Annotated in this window: 17 protein-coding genes; 7 read left to right on the top strand and 10 right to left on the bottom strand. The window is 50.2% G+C overall.

Features of this window, described 5'->3' with window-relative positions; genetic code table 11:
• Nucleotides 1-6: 6 nt before the first annotated feature.
• Entirely contained in the window at nucleotides 7-294 is a 288-nt protein-coding gene (locus AB8Q18_08760) for a chorismate mutase (GenBank protein XDZ50286.1), read from the top strand.
• A 52-nt stretch (nucleotides 295-346) separates the two neighbouring features.
• On the opposite strand, the gene glnA is transcribed toward AB8Q18_08760, so the two are convergent.
• Nucleotides 347-1,765, bottom strand: coding sequence for a type I glutamate--ammonia ligase (gene glnA / locus AB8Q18_08755; protein XDZ50285.1), 1,419 nt, complete (start codon nucleotides 1,763-1,765; stop codon nucleotides 347-349).
• A 349-nt stretch (nucleotides 1,766-2,114) separates the two neighbouring features.
• On the opposite strand from glnA, the gene aroE reads away from it, so the two are divergent.
• Both aroE and mtgA read left to right on the top strand, forming a co-directional pair.
• Nucleotides 2,115-2,939: a shikimate dehydrogenase gene (aroE, locus tag AB8Q18_08750; GenBank protein ID XDZ50284.1), complete on the top strand. Its 825-nt coding sequence runs from the start codon at nucleotides 2,115-2,117 to the stop codon at nucleotides 2,937-2,939.
• Between the two features lie 8 nt (nucleotides 2,940-2,947).
• Nucleotides 2,948-3,637, top strand: a complete 690-nt coding sequence (gene mtgA, locus AB8Q18_08745; protein XDZ50283.1) for a monofunctional biosynthetic peptidoglycan transglycosylase — start codon at nucleotides 2,948-2,950, stop codon at nucleotides 3,635-3,637.
• A gap of 146 nt (nucleotides 3,638-3,783) precedes the next feature.
• Here mtgA and AB8Q18_08740 read toward each other — a convergent pair whose 3' ends face one another.
• The 7 genes from AB8Q18_08740 to AB8Q18_08710 all read right to left on the bottom strand — a co-directional run bounded on the left by AB8Q18_08740 (nucleotide 3,784) and on the right by AB8Q18_08710 (nucleotide 9,576).
• Entirely contained in the window at nucleotides 3,784-4,305 is a 522-nt protein-coding gene (locus AB8Q18_08740) for a HugZ family protein (protein XDZ50282.1), read from the bottom strand.
• Nucleotides 4,306-4,848: 543 nt separating this feature from the next.
• On the bottom strand, nucleotides 4,849-5,631 hold the full coding sequence (locus tag AB8Q18_08735; protein ID XDZ50281.1) for a TSUP family transporter: 783 nt from the start codon (nucleotides 5,629-5,631) through the stop codon (nucleotides 4,849-4,851).
• A 122-nt stretch (nucleotides 5,632-5,753) separates the two neighbouring features.
• On the bottom strand, nucleotides 5,754-6,305 hold the full coding sequence (locus tag AB8Q18_08730; GenBank protein ID XDZ50280.1) for a GbsR/MarR family transcriptional regulator: 552 nt from the start codon (nucleotides 6,303-6,305) through the stop codon (nucleotides 5,754-5,756).
• A gap of 193 nt (nucleotides 6,306-6,498) precedes the next feature.
• Nucleotides 6,499-6,609 (bottom strand): cytochrome bd-I oxidase subunit CydX, encoded by a 111-nt coding sequence (gene cydX, locus AB8Q18_08725; GenBank protein ID XDZ50279.1) that lies wholly within the window; start codon nucleotides 6,607-6,609, stop codon nucleotides 6,499-6,501.
• 37 nt (nucleotides 6,610-6,646) lie between these two features.
• Nucleotides 6,647-7,780, bottom strand: coding sequence for a cytochrome d ubiquinol oxidase subunit II (gene cydB, locus AB8Q18_08720; GenBank protein ID XDZ50278.1), 1,134 nt, complete (start codon nucleotides 7,778-7,780; stop codon nucleotides 6,647-6,649).
• Nucleotides 7,781-7,799: 19 nt separating this feature from the next.
• A complete protein-coding gene (locus AB8Q18_08715; protein XDZ50277.1) occupies nucleotides 7,800-9,356 on the bottom strand; it encodes a cytochrome ubiquinol oxidase subunit I in 1,557 nt (518 codons plus the stop codon).
• Nucleotides 9,357-9,375: 19 nt separating this feature from the next.
• Nucleotides 9,376-9,576, bottom strand: a complete 201-nt coding sequence (locus AB8Q18_08710; GenBank protein XDZ50276.1) for a hypothetical protein — start codon at nucleotides 9,574-9,576, stop codon at nucleotides 9,376-9,378.
• Between the two features lie 319 nt (nucleotides 9,577-9,895).
• On the opposite strand from AB8Q18_08710, the gene aroC reads away from it, so the two are divergent.
• The 4 genes from aroC to AB8Q18_08690 all read left to right on the top strand — a co-directional run bounded on the left by aroC (nucleotide 9,896) and on the right by AB8Q18_08690 (nucleotide 12,657).
• Nucleotides 9,896-10,981, top strand: coding sequence for a chorismate synthase (gene aroC / locus AB8Q18_08705; protein ID XDZ50275.1), 1,086 nt, complete (start codon nucleotides 9,896-9,898; stop codon nucleotides 10,979-10,981).
• Between the two features lie 57 nt (nucleotides 10,982-11,038).
• Nucleotides 11,039-11,413 carry a rhodanese-like domain-containing protein gene (locus AB8Q18_08700; protein ID XDZ50274.1) on the top strand — a complete coding sequence of 125 codons (375 nt, stop codon included), beginning with the start codon at nucleotides 11,039-11,041 and terminating at the stop codon, nucleotides 11,411-11,413.
• 166 nt (nucleotides 11,414-11,579) lie between these two features.
• Entirely contained in the window at nucleotides 11,580-11,936 is a 357-nt protein-coding gene (locus tag AB8Q18_08695; GenBank protein XDZ50273.1) for a CidA/LrgA family protein, read from the top strand.
• Nucleotides 11,929-12,657: an LrgB family protein gene (locus AB8Q18_08690; GenBank protein XDZ50272.1), complete on the top strand. Its 729-nt coding sequence runs from the start codon at nucleotides 11,929-11,931 to the stop codon at nucleotides 12,655-12,657. Before AB8Q18_08695 ends, AB8Q18_08690 begins: the two co-directional genes overlap by 8 nt.
• Before the next feature lie 92 nt (nucleotides 12,658-12,749).
• Here the strand turns inward: AB8Q18_08690 and AB8Q18_08685 are convergent, their stop codons facing one another.
• Nucleotides 12,750-13,316 (bottom strand): hypothetical protein, encoded by a 567-nt coding sequence (locus AB8Q18_08685; protein XDZ50271.1) that lies wholly within the window; start codon nucleotides 13,314-13,316, stop codon nucleotides 12,750-12,752.
• Between the two features lie 123 nt (nucleotides 13,317-13,439).
• Nucleotides 13,440-14,891: an NAD-dependent succinate-semialdehyde dehydrogenase gene (locus AB8Q18_08680; protein XDZ50270.1), complete on the bottom strand. Its 1,452-nt coding sequence runs from the start codon at nucleotides 14,889-14,891 to the stop codon at nucleotides 13,440-13,442.
• Nucleotides 14,892-14,903 lie beyond the last annotated feature (12 nt).

Genomic DNA, 14,903 nt, shown 5'->3' with positions numbered 1-14,903 from the left:
AAAAAGATGAAATGTACGTCTTTGACAGAAGTGAGGACGCAGATTGATGTGTTGGATAAGCAGTTGATTGCGCTGTTAGCGAAACGACAGGGGTATGTGACGCAAGCGGCAGGGTTTAAAACCGATGCTGCTGCGGTGCCTGCACCAGAGCGAGCGGCGGCGGTGATTGAGCAGGCGAAGACTGAAGCTCGGTTGGTTGGTGCGAGCCCTGAGGTGGTAGAGGCAGTGTATCGGGCCATGATTGGGGCGTTTATTGCTTACGAACATGAGCTTTTGGCGAGGCGATCGGTATAGAAAACGCGCCTGCTGGTTGAATCAGCCGGCGCGTTCGCATTGTGGGGTCGACTTAGAGGCTGTAGTACATTTCAAACTCTAAGGGGTGAGGCGCCATTTGCATGCGCGTCACGTCGGCCATTTTTAAGGTGATGTAGCTTTGTACCCAGTCTTCGCTGAACACACCGCCGCGGGTTAAGAACTCATGGTCGGCTTGTAGGGCAGCTAGGGCTTCTTCTAATGAAGTACACACGGTTGGGATTAACTTGTCTTCTTCCGGTGGTAGGTCGTAGAGGTTTTTATCCGCGGCATCGCCAGGGTGAATCTTGTTTTGAATGCCGTCTAGGCCAGCCATCAATAGCGCGGCAAAGCATAGGTAGGGGTTGGCCATTGGGTCTGGGAAGCGCGCTTCAATACGGCGACCTTTAGTGCTGGCCACGTAAGGAATGCGGATCGATGCCGAACGGTTTTTGGCTGAGTAGGCCAATTTGGTAGGGGCTTCATAATGCGGCACCAAACGTTTGTATGAGTTGGTGCTGGGATTGGTGATTGCGTTCAAGGCTTTGGCGTGCTTGATGATGCCGCCAATGTAGTAGAGCGCCGTATCGGATAGGCCGCCATAGCCGTCGCCAGCAAATAAGTTTTGGCCATCTTTCCAAATGGATTGATGCACGTGCATGCCAGAGCCGTTGTCGCCCATGATGGGTTTCGGCATGAAGGTTGCGGTTTTACCGTAGTTGTGGGCCACGTTGTGAATCACGTATTTCATGACTTGGGTCATGTCGGCGCGCTTGGTCAGCGTGCTGAAGCGAGTGCCGATTTCCATTTGGCCGGCGGTGCCGACTTCGTGGTGGTGAACCTCTACCGGTACGCCCATGGCTTCCATGGTCATGACCATGGCTGAACGCATGTCTTGGCCAGAATCAACCGGTGGTACTGGGAAATAGCCGCCTTTCATCATGGGGCGATGGCCTGTGTTGCCGCCGTTTAGGCTTTTGCCTGAGGACCAAGCGGCTTCTTCAGCGTTGATTTGGAAGCGCGTACCTGAGGCGTGGGTTTCAAACTCCACGCTGTCGAATACAAAGAATTCTGGCTCTGGGCCAAAAAAGGCGGTGTCGCCTATGCCAGAAGCTTTTAAATAATTTTCTGCACGCTTCGCCACCGAGCGTGGGCAACGGTCATAGCCTTGGCCGTTGGCTGGGTCAATCACATCACAGGTTAAAATGAGGGTTGGTTCGTCAAAGAACGGATCGATGTTGGCACTGTCTGGGTCGGCGATTAACAGCATGTCAGACGCCTGAACACCTTTCCAGCCGGCCATTGAAGAGCCGTCGAAGGGCTGGCCTGACTCAAACCATTCTTCTGGGTCTTCCAATAAAACATGGGCGGGAATGGTTACGTGGTGCTCTTTACCTTTAGTGTCGGTAAGGCGTAAATCGATGAAGCGAATTTTGTGTGCCTTTATCAACTCTACGACGTGTGCAACAGACATCTGTGTCTCCTAGTATGGGTGGGATGATGCGAGAGATAAAACGGTGACACCCGTTGTGTACTGGGCAGTCGGTCTATTGTGCCATAAGTATTTTGATAAAAGAATGGCTGCGAGAAAAAATAATCTGGCGTATGCCAAAATCACTAAGTTTACAGCCATAAAACGGTAAAATTCGGTTTTTACCAGACTTTATATTCTTACGTCATGATGATTGGTTGGCGCCTAAAACCAGCCAATAGGCGGTTTACTGGGCTAAAAAGGCAGAATATTGACGATAAGAGTTGAAAAAAGCCGCGTTTAAGGGCAAAGTATCGACACAATATAATTAATATCGCTATAGGGTTTGAATATGAAAGAACTACGTTATGCGGTTGTCGGTCACCCGATCGAACACAGCCGCTCGCCAGAAATTCATTTGGCGTTTGCCAAACAAGAAGGCATTGCGCTGGGCTATGAGCGCATTTTGGCGCCGTTAGACGGCTTTAAAGACGTTGCCGCGGCCTTTTTTGCCTCCGGTGGCTCCGGCCTCAATATTACCCTACCGTTTAAAGGGGATGCCTATGAATTTGTGGATGAGCGCACCGAGCGCGCCGAAGCAGCTCTAGCCGTCAACACCATCAGCATCTTGCCAAACGGACAGCTTTTGGGCGATAACACCGACGGTGTAGGCATTGTGAGCGATATTTTAAATAATTTAGACTGTCCTTTGATTGCGCGCCGGGTGTTGATCTTGGGCGCAGGCGGTGCCGTTCGCGGCGTGTTGCAGCCTATTTTGGCACAGCTACCGCTGTCGGTGACCATCGCGAACCGTAATTTGGATCGTGCTAAAGCTCTGGTGTCTCAGTTTGAGGGCCACCAAATTGACATCTTGCCGTATGAAGAACTGGCTGGTCATGAGTTTGACGTCATCATCAATGGGACTTCGAGCAGTTTGCATAATGAGTTGCCACCGATTCCTAAAGGCATCTTTACTGAGAAAACCTTGGCCTACGATATGGTGTATGGCTCTGGCTTAACTGAATTCTTAAAGCGTGCCCAGGCTGAGAAGGCCGGTATTTTAGCGGATGGTTTAGGCATGTTGGTTGAGCAAGCCGCGGCCTCATACGAAATTTGGCGTGGCTTCAAGCCTGAAACCCGTGCCATTACCAATGCTCTGCGTGAGCAGCTGGCTTAGGCTTTCCTATGTTTAAATGGCTTAAATGGCTCATCACCGCTGCTGTGGCAGCGGTGGTTTTGTTTAATGTCTACGCTTATGGGGCCATGCTGTTTTGGCGGGGTGTGGGGCCAGAGTCGACGGCATTTATGCGTGAACGCATGAGTGTCTTGAAGGCCGAAGACCCTGATGTCGTGCTTAAATATCAGTGGCGGCCTTATGATGAGCTGAGCAGTAACTTAAAGCATGCATTGATTGCCTCGGAAGACGCTAGCTTCTTGCGCCATGATGGTTTTGATTGGAACGGCATTCGTTATGCCATGCGCCGTAACGAAAAAAATGGCGAAGTCAAAGCCGGTGGCTCAACCATTACTCAGCAATTGGTTAAAAACTTGTTTTTGTGGGAGGCGCGTAGCTATGTGCGCAAAGGTGAAGAAGCCTGGCTCACACTGCTATTGGAAGGCAGCACCGATAAAAAACGCATTTATGAAATCTATTTAAACGTGATTGAATGGGGTCACGGTGTCTACGGCGCTGAGGCAGCCAGTCAGTATTACTTTAAACGTTCTGCTGATAATTTAACCAAAGCACAGGCTGCGCGTTTAGCCAGTATGGTCACGCGGCCGCGGTTTTATGATGAAAACCGTAAGTCTCGTGCCTTGTCTAACAAAACCAACATCATCAACCGCCGTATGAATGCGGTCACCGTGCCCAAATAAGGCTTGTGTGCGGGACGATGGGTGATGCTTGCTATGGGTGCATGACGTTTAGGGAGAGGGCGCCGTGTGGCAGCAGGCTATAGGCAAAAAAATGCCCCTTAGAGTATAAGGGGCTAGAAAAGGAACACAAACCACTACCAAAATCGTTACGTTGTTATGTGCGTCAGTTTGACGGCTTGTTCGTGCGCCATCACGGCGAGTAAATCTTCGGGCTTAATCTGATAAGCCTGTCCAAATCCTAAAACCAGCCGCCCATGTAGGGGCGCTAATTCAAATAAATCAAAATCATTGAGGCTCACCAGTAAGTTGATGGTTTGGCCGGTGCGTGCTTTTAATTGCGCGATGGCTAAATCAAATAAAGGCGTTTGTCGCTCAATTAAGCTAGCCTGTGCGACCCAGCTGAGCCTAGCGCGTGCATACAGATTACGCGTGTCCTGCTCATCTTCAATCAGCATGATGCTGGCCTGTGGCCGTTCCACTAAATGGCGTGTGTGGGCGGCGAGGGCAGATAAAAATACATAGTATTTACCTTCGATCAGGGCATACGGGCTATAGCTGATGTGGGGTGTGGCGTCTTCAGTCTGGGTGGCCATCATCACGGTTTTGCTGCGGCCATGTAAATCGATTAGGCTGTCGCTGAGTTGCTGCGCGGTTTTTTCGGTACTCATGGTGTGGTGCTTTCGTTGATGACCATGAACTGCATGATACAGGTCTTTTTTCTTTATGTGAATAGGAATTATTATCATTTGGACGTTTATTTTATTAAGTCTTTGAAATAAATCATGATAAAAGTGGTGGCAAGGGTTGTGGGTGTCACCGAGGGAAGATATTTGGCTTTGCCTGCCTCTAGAATGTAGCAGTGGAGGATGAGATGATTATCGAATGGATTTATTTGGCTTGCTTGTTGGCGTCTAGCTGTAGGGGGCGTTAAGGGGAGAATGCGTTAGGCAAAAAAATGCCCCTTGGTGGACCCAAGGGGCTTGAAAAGGAACACAAACCACTACCAAGCCCAAACTATACAGACTTTATTCTTGTTTGTGAATAGGAATTGTTATCATTCGCACGGTTATTTAATTAAGTCATTGAATTTTATTTAATTATATTTTATTTTTTGGTGCAGTAGTGTTCAGTCAGGCAGCTGGTGTGATCTTGAATCAAAAATAGGCCAATGCCTGAGTGGGCATTGGCCTAATTATGTGTGGCGCGTTGTCTTAGAACAGCTGAGCGAAAAAGAGTCGAATGGGGTGGTCGGCCTCCATCAGCAGCTTGATCGCCATCAGGCAGCAGATGGTGATCAGCATGGGCTTCACTACTTTGGCGCCAGCCTTCATGGCAAAACGTGCGCCCAGTTGGGCGCCAATGAATGAGCCTGCCGCCATGGCTAAGGCGAGGGCCCAAATGATTTTGCCGTAGGTCAGGAAAACCAGCAGGGCGCCGAGATTGGTGGCGGCATTTAACACTTTTGTGTGGCCGATGGACTTAATGATGCCATAGCCCATTAATGAGACGAAGCCTAAGGTTAAGAAAGAACCCGTGCCTGGGCCGAAAATGCCATCGTAAAAGCCGATGGCGGGTACGACGGTCAGGCCGAATGCAAACGCCGACATTTTGGGTTGGCCATCAAGGTCGCTCAATTTGGGTGAGAAAATAAAATACAGCGCCACGGCAATCAGTAAGATGGGCACAAAGCCCTTGAGTACCTCAGGAGGTAATAAATTGACCGATAAGGCACCGAGGAGGGAGCCAATGCCAGCGCTGAGGGCCATGGGCCAAATCTTACGCCAGCTAACGATGCCTTTACGAATAAAGGTTAAGGCTGCCGACACGCTGCCGACAGAGGCTTGTAGCTTATTGGTGGCTAGGGCAGATACGGGTTCAACACTGGCCAGCAGTAAGGCCGGTAACGTTAAGAGGCCACCACCGCCGGCGATCGCATCACAAAAACTGGCCACTAAGGCCACTAAAAACATTATAAATAATAGGTCGAGGCCCATGATCATCTCTGTCGGCGCCACCTTGTTGTTCGTCAAGGGCTGCGTCGTGCTAGGGTTTAAGGAGCAGCTGACGAAAAAAACACCAAGCAGCTAAGTGATTGGTGTCTTTGGCTAGGCTGGGTTTAGGAAGACTTAGAGCCGCCGAGCTTTAATTTTTCCATGGTTTCTAATAGGCGGTTAACCTTACTGCCTAATTTCATTAGCTTGGCCAGGGTTTCTGGAGAAAGCTTTTGAACATCATCAAACCAATTGCTGGCTAAGTCGATCAATTCGTGCATTTCGTGGATGCGTTCTTGCGCGTATTGTTCTTCTTTGTCTTCAGGTTTGACTAATAGGGTGTCGCGGAGCATGGATAAGGTAGGCTCTACCTCGCGGCGACGTTTTTCTTCAATGAGGGTCTTAAAGATTTGCCATACGTCTTCTGGAGTGGTGAAGTAATCGCGGCGGTCCTGTGGGTAGTGAACCAGGCGAATCAGTTTCCATGACTGTAACTCTTTTAGACCCACACTCACGTTTGAACGTGAAACTTGTAGTGCCTGAACTAGGTCATCGGCGTTGAGTGGCTTCTGGGATAGATACAGTAAGGCATACATCTGGCCCACTGTTCTATTAATGCCCCATAGACTACCCATTTCACCGAAATGTAGCACAAAGCGTTTAATAATTGGTTTCATAGTGTGCTTTTTTTTATTTTGGGAATAAGCTTGAAAGTTAAACGGCTGGCGCGATTTTGTCAAATTTGAAGTGGGTATGATTGACCACAGTTTGCCGTTAATTGTCTGTAGGTGCTTGCTTTCACTGATGATGCTTCAGCGCGAAGAAAATAAAAAGCAGCCTTCTATAAGGCTGCTTTTGAGGGGTAAACGATTAATCTTCCTTGCGGTCCTGGAAAGAAAACTGACTTTCTAGCCATAAAACCCCAATAATGCCGGTGCTGATGGCCAAACCAAGGCCGAGTAACCAAGCAAAATACCACATAAGGCTGTCCTTTCTAAAGCGGCCTAAGCCGCCTAAATTAATAGTTGTGTGTATCGTTGTGTAAGCGCTCTTCCGTCACCGGGCCGCGCATGACGCGATACACCCAGCTGGTGTAAAACAGAATGAGGGGCACGAAAATGACCGCTGCCAGCAGCATGATTTCTAGCGTTTTGTGGCTAGAAGCCGCATCGAAGAGGGTTAAGCTGGAAACAATGTGGGCTGAGGAGGGCAGGACGAATGGAAACAGCGCCACAGCGGGGGTTAAGATGGTGGTGGCAACGACCAATGAGCTCAAGATCATGCTGAGCTTGGGCTGGGTTTTAATGGCGGCAATGGCCCCAAGCGCGCTTACAATGGCCAGAATCGGGATCAGCCATAGAACGGGCAGGCTAAAATAGTTATGTAGCCAGCCGCCTTCGCTCTGAACCACGGTTTTGGCTAAGGGGGCGACGAAGCTGTTGCCGTTTGGTGCTGCGGTAATGGTGAGCCCAGGGATAAAATGGACCCAAACGCCACCCAAGATGAAAATCGTCACAAACGCCAAGCCAATGTTGCGGGTGGCTCGGTGGGCTCGGGCCTGTACTGCTCCTAGAGATTTATTGCTGAGGTAGACGCTGCCATGAAAGGCGAGTAAGGCCCAAGACATCAATCCCGCAAAAAAGGCAAAAGGGTTCAGTAGGTCGATAAAGCCGCCATGATAGCTAACCTGTAAGGCGTCGTTAAACTGAAACGGCAGGCCTAAAAATAAATTGCCACAGGCCACACCGAACACCACGGCGGGAACCGTACCGCCGACAAACAAGGCCCAGTCCCAGCTTTGGCGCCAGCGGGAGCTGCTAAGCTTACTGCGGTAGTCAAAGCCAACGGGGCGCATGAATAAGGCAAATAAGGTCAGCATCAAAGCGACGTATAGCGTGGAGAACGAGGTGGCATAGACCAAGGGCCAAGCGGCAAAGAGGGCGCCCGCCGCGGTGATGAACCATACTTGGTTGCCTTCCCAGACAGGGCCGACGCTGTTGATGATGATGCGGCGCTCAACGTCGGTTTTGCCTAAAAAAGGCAAGAGGCTGGCGACGCCCATGTCAAAACCGTCGGTGATGGCAAACCCAATGAATAACACAATGATGAGTCCCCACCAGATGAGCTTAATGGTTGCGTAATCGAAAATCATAATGGCTCCTTTATGGGTATTAAGCTTGGGTATCGGTTTCGCCACTATAGCGACCGGTTTTTAGGCTGGCAGGGCCAAGCTTGATGTACTTGAGCATCAAGTACATCTCGATGATAAAGAGCAGAGTATAAATGCTCAGTAGGCCAGCAAGGCTAAACCAAACTTGGCCAATGTCGAGCTGCGACACCGACAGATGGGTGGGTAAAATACCGGAAATAGTCCAAGGTTGTCGGCCCATCTCAGCGACAATCCAGCCCAGTTCGGCCGCAACCCATGGCAGGGGAATGGACCATAAACAGACTTTAAGAAACCAGCGCTTTTCCTGCAGTTTATTACTGTGCAAGTAGTAGTTGGCCATGATGAACACAATGATGAACCAGAAGCCTAAAGCCACCATGCCGCGGAAGCTCCAGAAAATGGTCGCCACGTGGGGAATGGTGTCTTTGGCCGCCGACAAGATTTGGGCTTCACTGGCGTCTACCACATCTGATGTGTATTTTTTCAACAGCAGGCCATAGCCTAAGTCTGCTTTGTGTTGGTCAAATAAGGACAGCGTTGATGCTGATTCATCACCGCTACGCAGTTGCTCTAGGGCGCCATAGGCAATCATGCCATTGCGAATACGGGCTTCGTTGGCGTGCTTGAGGTCGGTCAAACCCATCACTTCTTTATCTAGACTGCGGGTGGCGATGATGCCCATCACGTAGGGGATTTTCAGTGCGTACTGGGTGTGTTCCTGTTCTTGCTGGGGGAGGCCAACCACGGTAAACGAGGCCGGTGCTGGCTCTGTTCGCCATTCTGCCTCAATCGCCGCCAGTTTCACTTTTTGTACCTCACCTGATTCATAGCCGGATTCGTCGCCCAAGACCACGACAGACAGTGCAGAGGCTAGGCCAAAGGCCGCCGCAATGGCAAAGGAGCGTAGGGCAAATCCTTGGTCGCGTTTTTTCAGTAGATAGAGGGCCGAGATGCCCAGAACAAACATTGAAGCGGTTACGTAGGCGGCGGCTACGGTGTGGACGAATTTAACTTGAGCGACGGGATTAAAGAATACCTCGCTCATATTGGTTAGCTCCATGCGCATGGTCTGATAATTAAACTCTGCCCCAACGGGGTTCTGCATCCATGCGTTGGCGATCAGAATCCACAGTGCAGAGAGGTTAGAGCCAAGGGCCACCAAGAAGGTCACCATTAAGTGTTTATTTTTGGATAATCGGTCCCAGCCAAAGAAGAACAGCCCCACAAATGTGGACTCCAAAAAGAATGCCATTAAGCCTTCGACGGCCAATGGCACCCCAAAAATATCACCTACATAGTGAGAGTAATAGGCCCAGTTGGTGCCAAATTGAAACTCCAGGGTGATGCCGGTGGTGACGCCCATGGCAAAGTTAATCCCAAAGAGCTTGCCCCAAAAGCGCGTCATGTCTTTGTAGATCTGCTTACCGGTCATCACGTAAGCGCTTTCGCAAATCACCAAAATCCAAGAAAGCCCCATGGTGAGCGGGACGAATAAAAAGTGGAATAGGGCGGTCAGGCCAAACTGCAGCCGAGATAGGTCGACTAAATCAGTGAGCATAGTGAGTGTCTTTCGTGAGTTAGTAGGTTTGTGTCGCGCGGTCGAAAAAGTGGGTTTCGATCTCTGGTGGAGGGACGGTCATGTTTTTGGCCACGGGTTGAGAGAACCAGAAGTACCAAGCGCCATAGAGGAGCGACAGCTTAATGGCCAGCATCAGGCAGAGTTCTGCCCACAGCGGTAGCCGCCTGAGGCGTAAAGAAGGGAGGGTTTTAACGGGCATCGCGATTGCCTTTCTGTATTGGCCGAAACAATAGAGAACATGGCCTTATGCCTAAAGAGGTTAAGGGCCGCGTGCAAGTTGATGAGGTGTGGGTATTTTTAAAATACCTTGTTTTTGTTAGGTAAAGTTAAATGTTATATTTGTATTGATTATTAGTATAAAACACGACTTAAGTCAAATTCTGTCTCGGGCGGCTGTGGCTTTTTTGCTGTGATAAAAACCATGTTCGTGCTCGATATTGAGCCCCATCGAAAAGCCGATTGTGCTAAACTGAGCGATCAATAATAATCATCAACCTTCCACAATAAAAGGCGCATCAATGGCTGGGAATACATTTGGGCAGTTGTTTACTGTCACTACTTTTGGCGAAAGCCACGGTCCTGCATTAGGCTGCGTGATCGATGGCTGTCCCCCTTTGTTGGCATTGTCTGCTGAAGATATTCAGTTGGAATTAGATCGACGTAAGCCAGGCACAAGCCGCCACGTCACGCAAAGAAGAGAAGCAGACGAAGTTGAAATTTTATCGGGCGTTTTTGAAGGCAAAACCACAGGCACGCCTATTGCCTTATTGATTCGCAATACCGATCAGCGCAGCAAGGACTACGGCAATATTGCCGAAACCTTCCGTCCAGGCCATGCCGACTACACCTATTGGCATAAATACGGCATTCGCGACCACCGTGGCGGTGGCCGTAGCTCGGCGCGAGAAACCGCCGCCCGCGTGGCCGCTGGCGCCATTGCTAAAAAATGGTTGCAGCAGCAGTTTGGTACCCACATCGTGGCCTATGTGACCCAAATTGGGACGGAAGAAATTGCGTTTTCACGCTATGAAGACATCAACCAGAATCCTTTCTTTGTAGCCAATCAAAGCCGTGTGCCCGCTTTAGAAGACTATATGGATTCTGTACGCAAGAGCCTTGATTCAGTTGGCGCTAAACTGAAAATTGAAGCCTTTAACGTGCCCGTAGGCTTGGGCGAGCCGGTGTTTGATCGTCTTGATGCAGACATTGCCCACGCCATGATGAGTATTAATGCCGTTAAGGGTGTGGAAATCGGCGCCGGCTTTGAAGCCGTTGCACAGCGCGGCTCGGTGCACGGCGATGAATTAAGCCCGACAGGGTTTTTGAGCAATCACGCTGGCGGCATTTTGGGCGGCATCAGCACGGGCCAAAACCTCGACATCAAGATTGCGATTAAGCCCACGTCGAGCATCGCCACGCCGCGTCAATCAATCACCAAAGCCGGTGAGCCAATCGAAATGGCGACGCATGGCCGCCATGACCCTTGTGTCGGCCTAAGGGCAGCGCCCATCGCCGAAGCCATGCTGGCCATGGTGTTGATGGATCATGCCCTGCGGCTACGGGCTCAGTGCGCCGACGTGCGCGTAGACACCCCAGTATTGTAAGTTTTTGCGCTGAACACCAGAGGCTTCGTTTGAGGCCTCTGCCAATAAGGAGGTTTTATGCAACACAGTCCTAGATTTGAACAGTTGTGCCAAGAGGCACGTACCCAAATTGACGGCATCAGCGTCAGCGCCACCAAAGCCTTATTAGATGAAGGCCGGTTGCCGCTGTTTGTAGACGTACGTGAAGTGGTTGAATGGGACAAAAGCCACCTGCCTCAAGCCATCTATATGGGGAAGGGGATTTTAGAGCGTGACATTGAGGCTGCCGTCCCTGATTTTGGTACCCCAATGATTCTTTATTGTGGTGGCGGCTATCGTTCGGCGCTGGCGGCGCTAAATCTACAAAAAATGGGCTATACCCAAGTATTGTCTATGGACGGTGGTTTTCGTGAGTGGTGTGAGGCGGGTTATCCGCTAGAAACCAGCAAATAAAGGCCAATGTGTGGGGTGGTTGGCCCCTACGGCCTTTTTGTGGGTCGCTGAGCTATATAAAGGTTAACGGCTGAAACAATTAGTTGTATGATTGTTGTAACTGGTCACTTTAAATTATTAGGGTGACCTTTTGCATTTTGTTAATCATATATTAGGTTGTGACACCATGTTAGGCGCATTTGCTATTTTACTGGCATACCAAAGTATGGGTGAGTTACTGTCTCACTATCTGAACCTGCCGATTCCCGGCCCCGTTATTGGCATGCTGCTGTTATTTGTTAGTCTGTTGGTCTTCCCCCGATTACTAGATTATATTCAAGACACCAGTCGGCTGTTGATTGGCCATTTGTCGTTGCTGTTCGTGCCTGCTGGCGTGGGCATCATCAGCAGTGCCGCGCTTCTAGAGGGCCAGTGGACGGCGCTGATTGTCAGCATCGCCGGCAGTAGCCTCATCACCTTAGGCGTGACTGCCTGGGTGGTGCAAAGAATGATCAATAAGCAAAAAGAGGCCGAACATGAATAAGCCAGAGAGTATGTGGCTGTATCTGACCCAGTCACCTTTATTAGGCCTGACCATTACGCTGGCTGCTTATATGTTGGCGATGTTCTTACATCGCAAAAGCCGCTTTCATCCTTTAGTCAATCCTGTGGCCTTAACGGTGGGTATGGTGTCCTTGTTTTTGGTGAGCAATAACGTGCCCTATGATCGCTATTTTGACAGCGCTAAATTCATTCATTTTCTGTTAGGGCCGGCTACGGTGGCTTTGGCCGTGCCTTTAGCCTTGCAGATCAAAAAAATCCAGGATTACTTTAAACCGTTTATGGTAGGTTTAGTTGCAGGCTGTTTGACGTCTATCGTGTCGGCGGGGTTTTTGATGGCGCTGCTAGGCGGCAGCAAAGTGTTGGTGGCGACGATGACGGCTAAAGCCGTGACGACGCCGATTGCGATCGCCGTGACCGAACAGTTTGGCAGCGAGCCTTCCATCAGCACTTTAGTGGTGTTAACTACGGGTATGTTTGGTGCCATCATGGCTAAATATGTGTACCAATGGCTGAACATTACTTCAGATGAGGTTAAGGGCTTTGCCTTGGGGCTTAATTCCCACGGGGTGGGGACGGCCCACGCATTTAACATCAATCCGCACATGGGCGCCTTCGCCGGCCTAGCCATGGGGCTAAATGGGATTTTGACCACGCTGTTACTGCCTTATATGGTGCCGATGTTTGATTGGTTCATTCGCTAGCAGGAAGCGACAGCCTAAAACGCCTAGAAATGACGGATGTCACGTTTGTTTCTAGGCGTTTTTTATGAGTGAACGATGCACCTAAAAGGGCTTTAGCGACAAGGGGTGATCTCATCTAGAAGCGCTGAATGATTGAGCTTAAAGTTGATTGAGCGATTCAAGGCCAATGTCTCGGTGGCGGTTTCTGGATTGAATGCCGTGTCATAAACCTTTACGGTTAACGTCTTACCTTGTTTAAGAGCGGCGATGAGGCTTTGAGCCTCCTTAGCCGTTGCAGGCGTGAATGGGTCTTCAAAAGCATGGCCATCGACTTCAAATACCACTTTGGCGAACTGCTGCCGGCTTGAGCTAACCAAGTCAATGCCGTCAAAAGTGCCATCACGGTAGGCTCGGGCATATTCGATAAGATAGCTAGGCTGTTTTGAATCTTGGCAGGCAAGCGACAGCGTGTATTCTTGATTGGAAACATTTAGAAGGTATCGCTCTTCTTGATGCTGGATCAAAACCCAGCCATCAGTCGGAACGCTGGCGCGGATGTCCGACAGCTGCTCGTCGCTGTAGTCGCTGGTGTTGATGATTGAGGGCTGTGCATGAAGGCTGGTGGCGAGGCCAAGCCATAGCCAGCCGCTGAGTAATAGGGTTTTTTGCATGTGTTTCATGACGTTCATGGTAAATCGATCGGCGTGTGGACGCAGGTTAAGTGCCTAGAAGGGTAAAAAAACTGCACCCGATCAGTGACATCAATCGGGCGCAGTTTTGGCATGGTTATTGGAGGGGTGAGCCTAGAGGCCGCCCAATAGCGTGTATTTAATTTCTAGGTAATCTTCAATGCCGTACTTAGAGCCTTCACGACCAAGGCCAGATTCTTTGCTGCCACCGAAAGGGGCGGCTTCATTGGAAAGAATACCCGAGTTCACGGCCACCATGCCGTACTCTAAGCCTTCTGCTACGCGGAAAATACGGCCCACGTCACGAGCATAGAAGTAGCTGGCCAGGCCAAACTCAGTGTCGTTGGCGTATTGGATGGCTTCTTCTTCGGTTTTGAACTTAAATACCGGTGCTAAGGGGCCAAAGGTTTCTTCCTTCGCTACCTTCATGCTTTGCGTCACATTTTTCACAATGGTTGGCTCAAAGAAGTTACCGCCTAGAGCGTGGGGTTTACCGCCTAAGACCACTTCAGCGCCTTTGGCTACGGCATCGTCAATGTGCTCTTGGGTTTTTTTAACCGCCGCTGCGTCGATCATGGGGCCTTGCTGAACGCCGGCTTCAAAGCCATTGCCAACCTTCATTTGGCTAACGGCTGTGGTGAGCTTGGCTACAAACGCATCGTAGACGCCTTCTTGTACGTAGAGACGATTGGCGCACACGCAGGTTTGACCAACGTTGCGGAATTTAGAGATCAAGGCGCCTTCAACGGCTGCATCAATGTCTGCGTCGTCAAATACGATGAAGGGGGCGTTGCCGCCGAGTTCCATCGACACTTTTTTTACCGTGGTGGCGCACTGGGCAATCAGTTTTTTACCGACTTCGGTTGAGCCGGTGAAGCTGAATTTTTTCACCACAGGGTGTTCGGTCAATACCTGACCAATATCGGTTGAGCCGCCGGTGAGGATGCTCAATAAGCCTTTGGGTAAACCTGCGCGGTCAGCTAGCTCTGCAATAGCAAAAGCTGAATAGGGCGTGGCCGTGGCAGGGCGCACTACGATGGCACAGCCTGCTGCTAGCGCAGGCGCTACTTTGCGGGTAATCATTGCATTGGGGAAGTTCCAAGGGGTAATAGCGGCGCACACGCCAATTGGCTCTTTGGTCACCAAGACCCGTTGGTCGGGTGCATTGGCGGGAATGATGTCACCGTAGGCGCGTTTGCCTTCTTCGGCAAACCATTCAATGTAAGAGGCACCGTAAGCAATTTCACCTTTGGCTTCAGCCAATGGCTTGCCTTGTTCGGCGGTTAAAATAGCGGCTAAGTCGTCTTGGTTCGCCATCATGAGATCGAACCACTTGCGCAAAATATTGGCTCTGGCTTTAGCTGGCGTTTTTTTCCAGGTTTTCATCGCCGCTTCTGCCGCCGCAATGGCCTTTAAGGTTTCAGCTTGGCCCATTTTTGGCACAGTGCCCAATACTTCGCCCGTGGCGGGGTTAGTGACAGTTAGGGTTTGGCCGCTGTCGGCGTTTAGCCATTGCCCGTCAATGTAGCACTGCTGTTTAAATAAACTTTGATCTTTTAATTGCATTTTTCAACTCCT

It is taken from the genome of Neisseriaceae bacterium CLB008 (assembly GCA_041228285.1).
In the GTDB taxonomy this organism is placed as follows: Bacteria; Pseudomonadota; Gammaproteobacteria; order Burkholderiales; family Neisseriaceae; genus JAGNPU01.
The sequence above is the reverse complement of the archived record's forward strand: the minus strand, read 5'-3'. Positions and strand labels throughout refer to the sequence as shown.

Bases quoted from the DNA above. Each gene is read 5' to 3' on its own strand.
- AB8Q18_08760 (XDZ50286.1), top strand. From the start codon at position 7: ATGAAATGTACGTCTTTGACAGAAGTGAGGACGCAGATTGATGTGTTG.
- glnA (XDZ50285.1), bottom strand. From the start codon at position 1,765: ATGTCTGTTGCACACGTCGTAGAGTTGATAAAGGCACACAAAATTCGC.
- aroE (XDZ50284.1), top strand. From the start codon at position 2,115: ATGAAAGAACTACGTTATGCGGTTGTCGGTCACCCGATCGAACACAGC.
- mtgA (XDZ50283.1), top strand. From the start codon at position 2,948: ATGTTTAAATGGCTTAAATGGCTCATCACCGCTGCTGTGGCAGCGGTG.
- AB8Q18_08740 (XDZ50282.1), bottom strand. From the start codon at position 4,305: ATGAGTACCGAAAAAACCGCGCAGCAACTCAGCGACAGCCTAATCGAT.
- AB8Q18_08735 (XDZ50281.1), bottom strand. From the start codon at position 5,631: ATGGGCCTCGACCTATTATTTATAATGTTTTTAGTGGCCTTAGTGGCC.
- AB8Q18_08730 (XDZ50280.1), bottom strand. From the start codon at position 6,305: ATGAAACCAATTATTAAACGCTTTGTGCTACATTTCGGTGAAATGGGT.
- cydX (XDZ50279.1), bottom strand. From the start codon at position 6,609: ATGTGGTATTTTGCTTGGTTACTCGGCCTTGGTTTGGCCATCAGCACC.
- cydB (XDZ50278.1), bottom strand. From the start codon at position 7,780: ATGATTTTCGATTACGCAACCATTAAGCTCATCTGGTGGGGACTCATC.
- AB8Q18_08715 (XDZ50277.1), bottom strand. From the start codon at position 9,356: ATGCTCACTGATTTAGTCGACCTATCTCGGCTGCAGTTTGGCCTGACC.
- AB8Q18_08710 (XDZ50276.1), bottom strand. From the start codon at position 9,576: ATGCCCGTTAAAACCCTCCCTTCTTTACGCCTCAGGCGGCTACCGCTG.
- aroC (XDZ50275.1), top strand. From the start codon at position 9,896: ATGGCTGGGAATACATTTGGGCAGTTGTTTACTGTCACTACTTTTGGC.
- AB8Q18_08700 (XDZ50274.1), top strand. From the start codon at position 11,039: ATGCAACACAGTCCTAGATTTGAACAGTTGTGCCAAGAGGCACGTACC.
- AB8Q18_08695 (XDZ50273.1), top strand. From the start codon at position 11,580: ATGTTAGGCGCATTTGCTATTTTACTGGCATACCAAAGTATGGGTGAG.
- AB8Q18_08690 (XDZ50272.1), top strand. From the start codon at position 11,929: ATGAATAAGCCAGAGAGTATGTGGCTGTATCTGACCCAGTCACCTTTA.
- AB8Q18_08685 (XDZ50271.1), bottom strand. From the start codon at position 13,316: ATGAAACACATGCAAAAAACCCTATTACTCAGCGGCTGGCTATGGCTT.
- AB8Q18_08680 (XDZ50270.1), bottom strand. From the start codon at position 14,891: ATGCAATTAAAAGATCAAAGTTTATTTAAACAGCAGTGCTACATTGAC.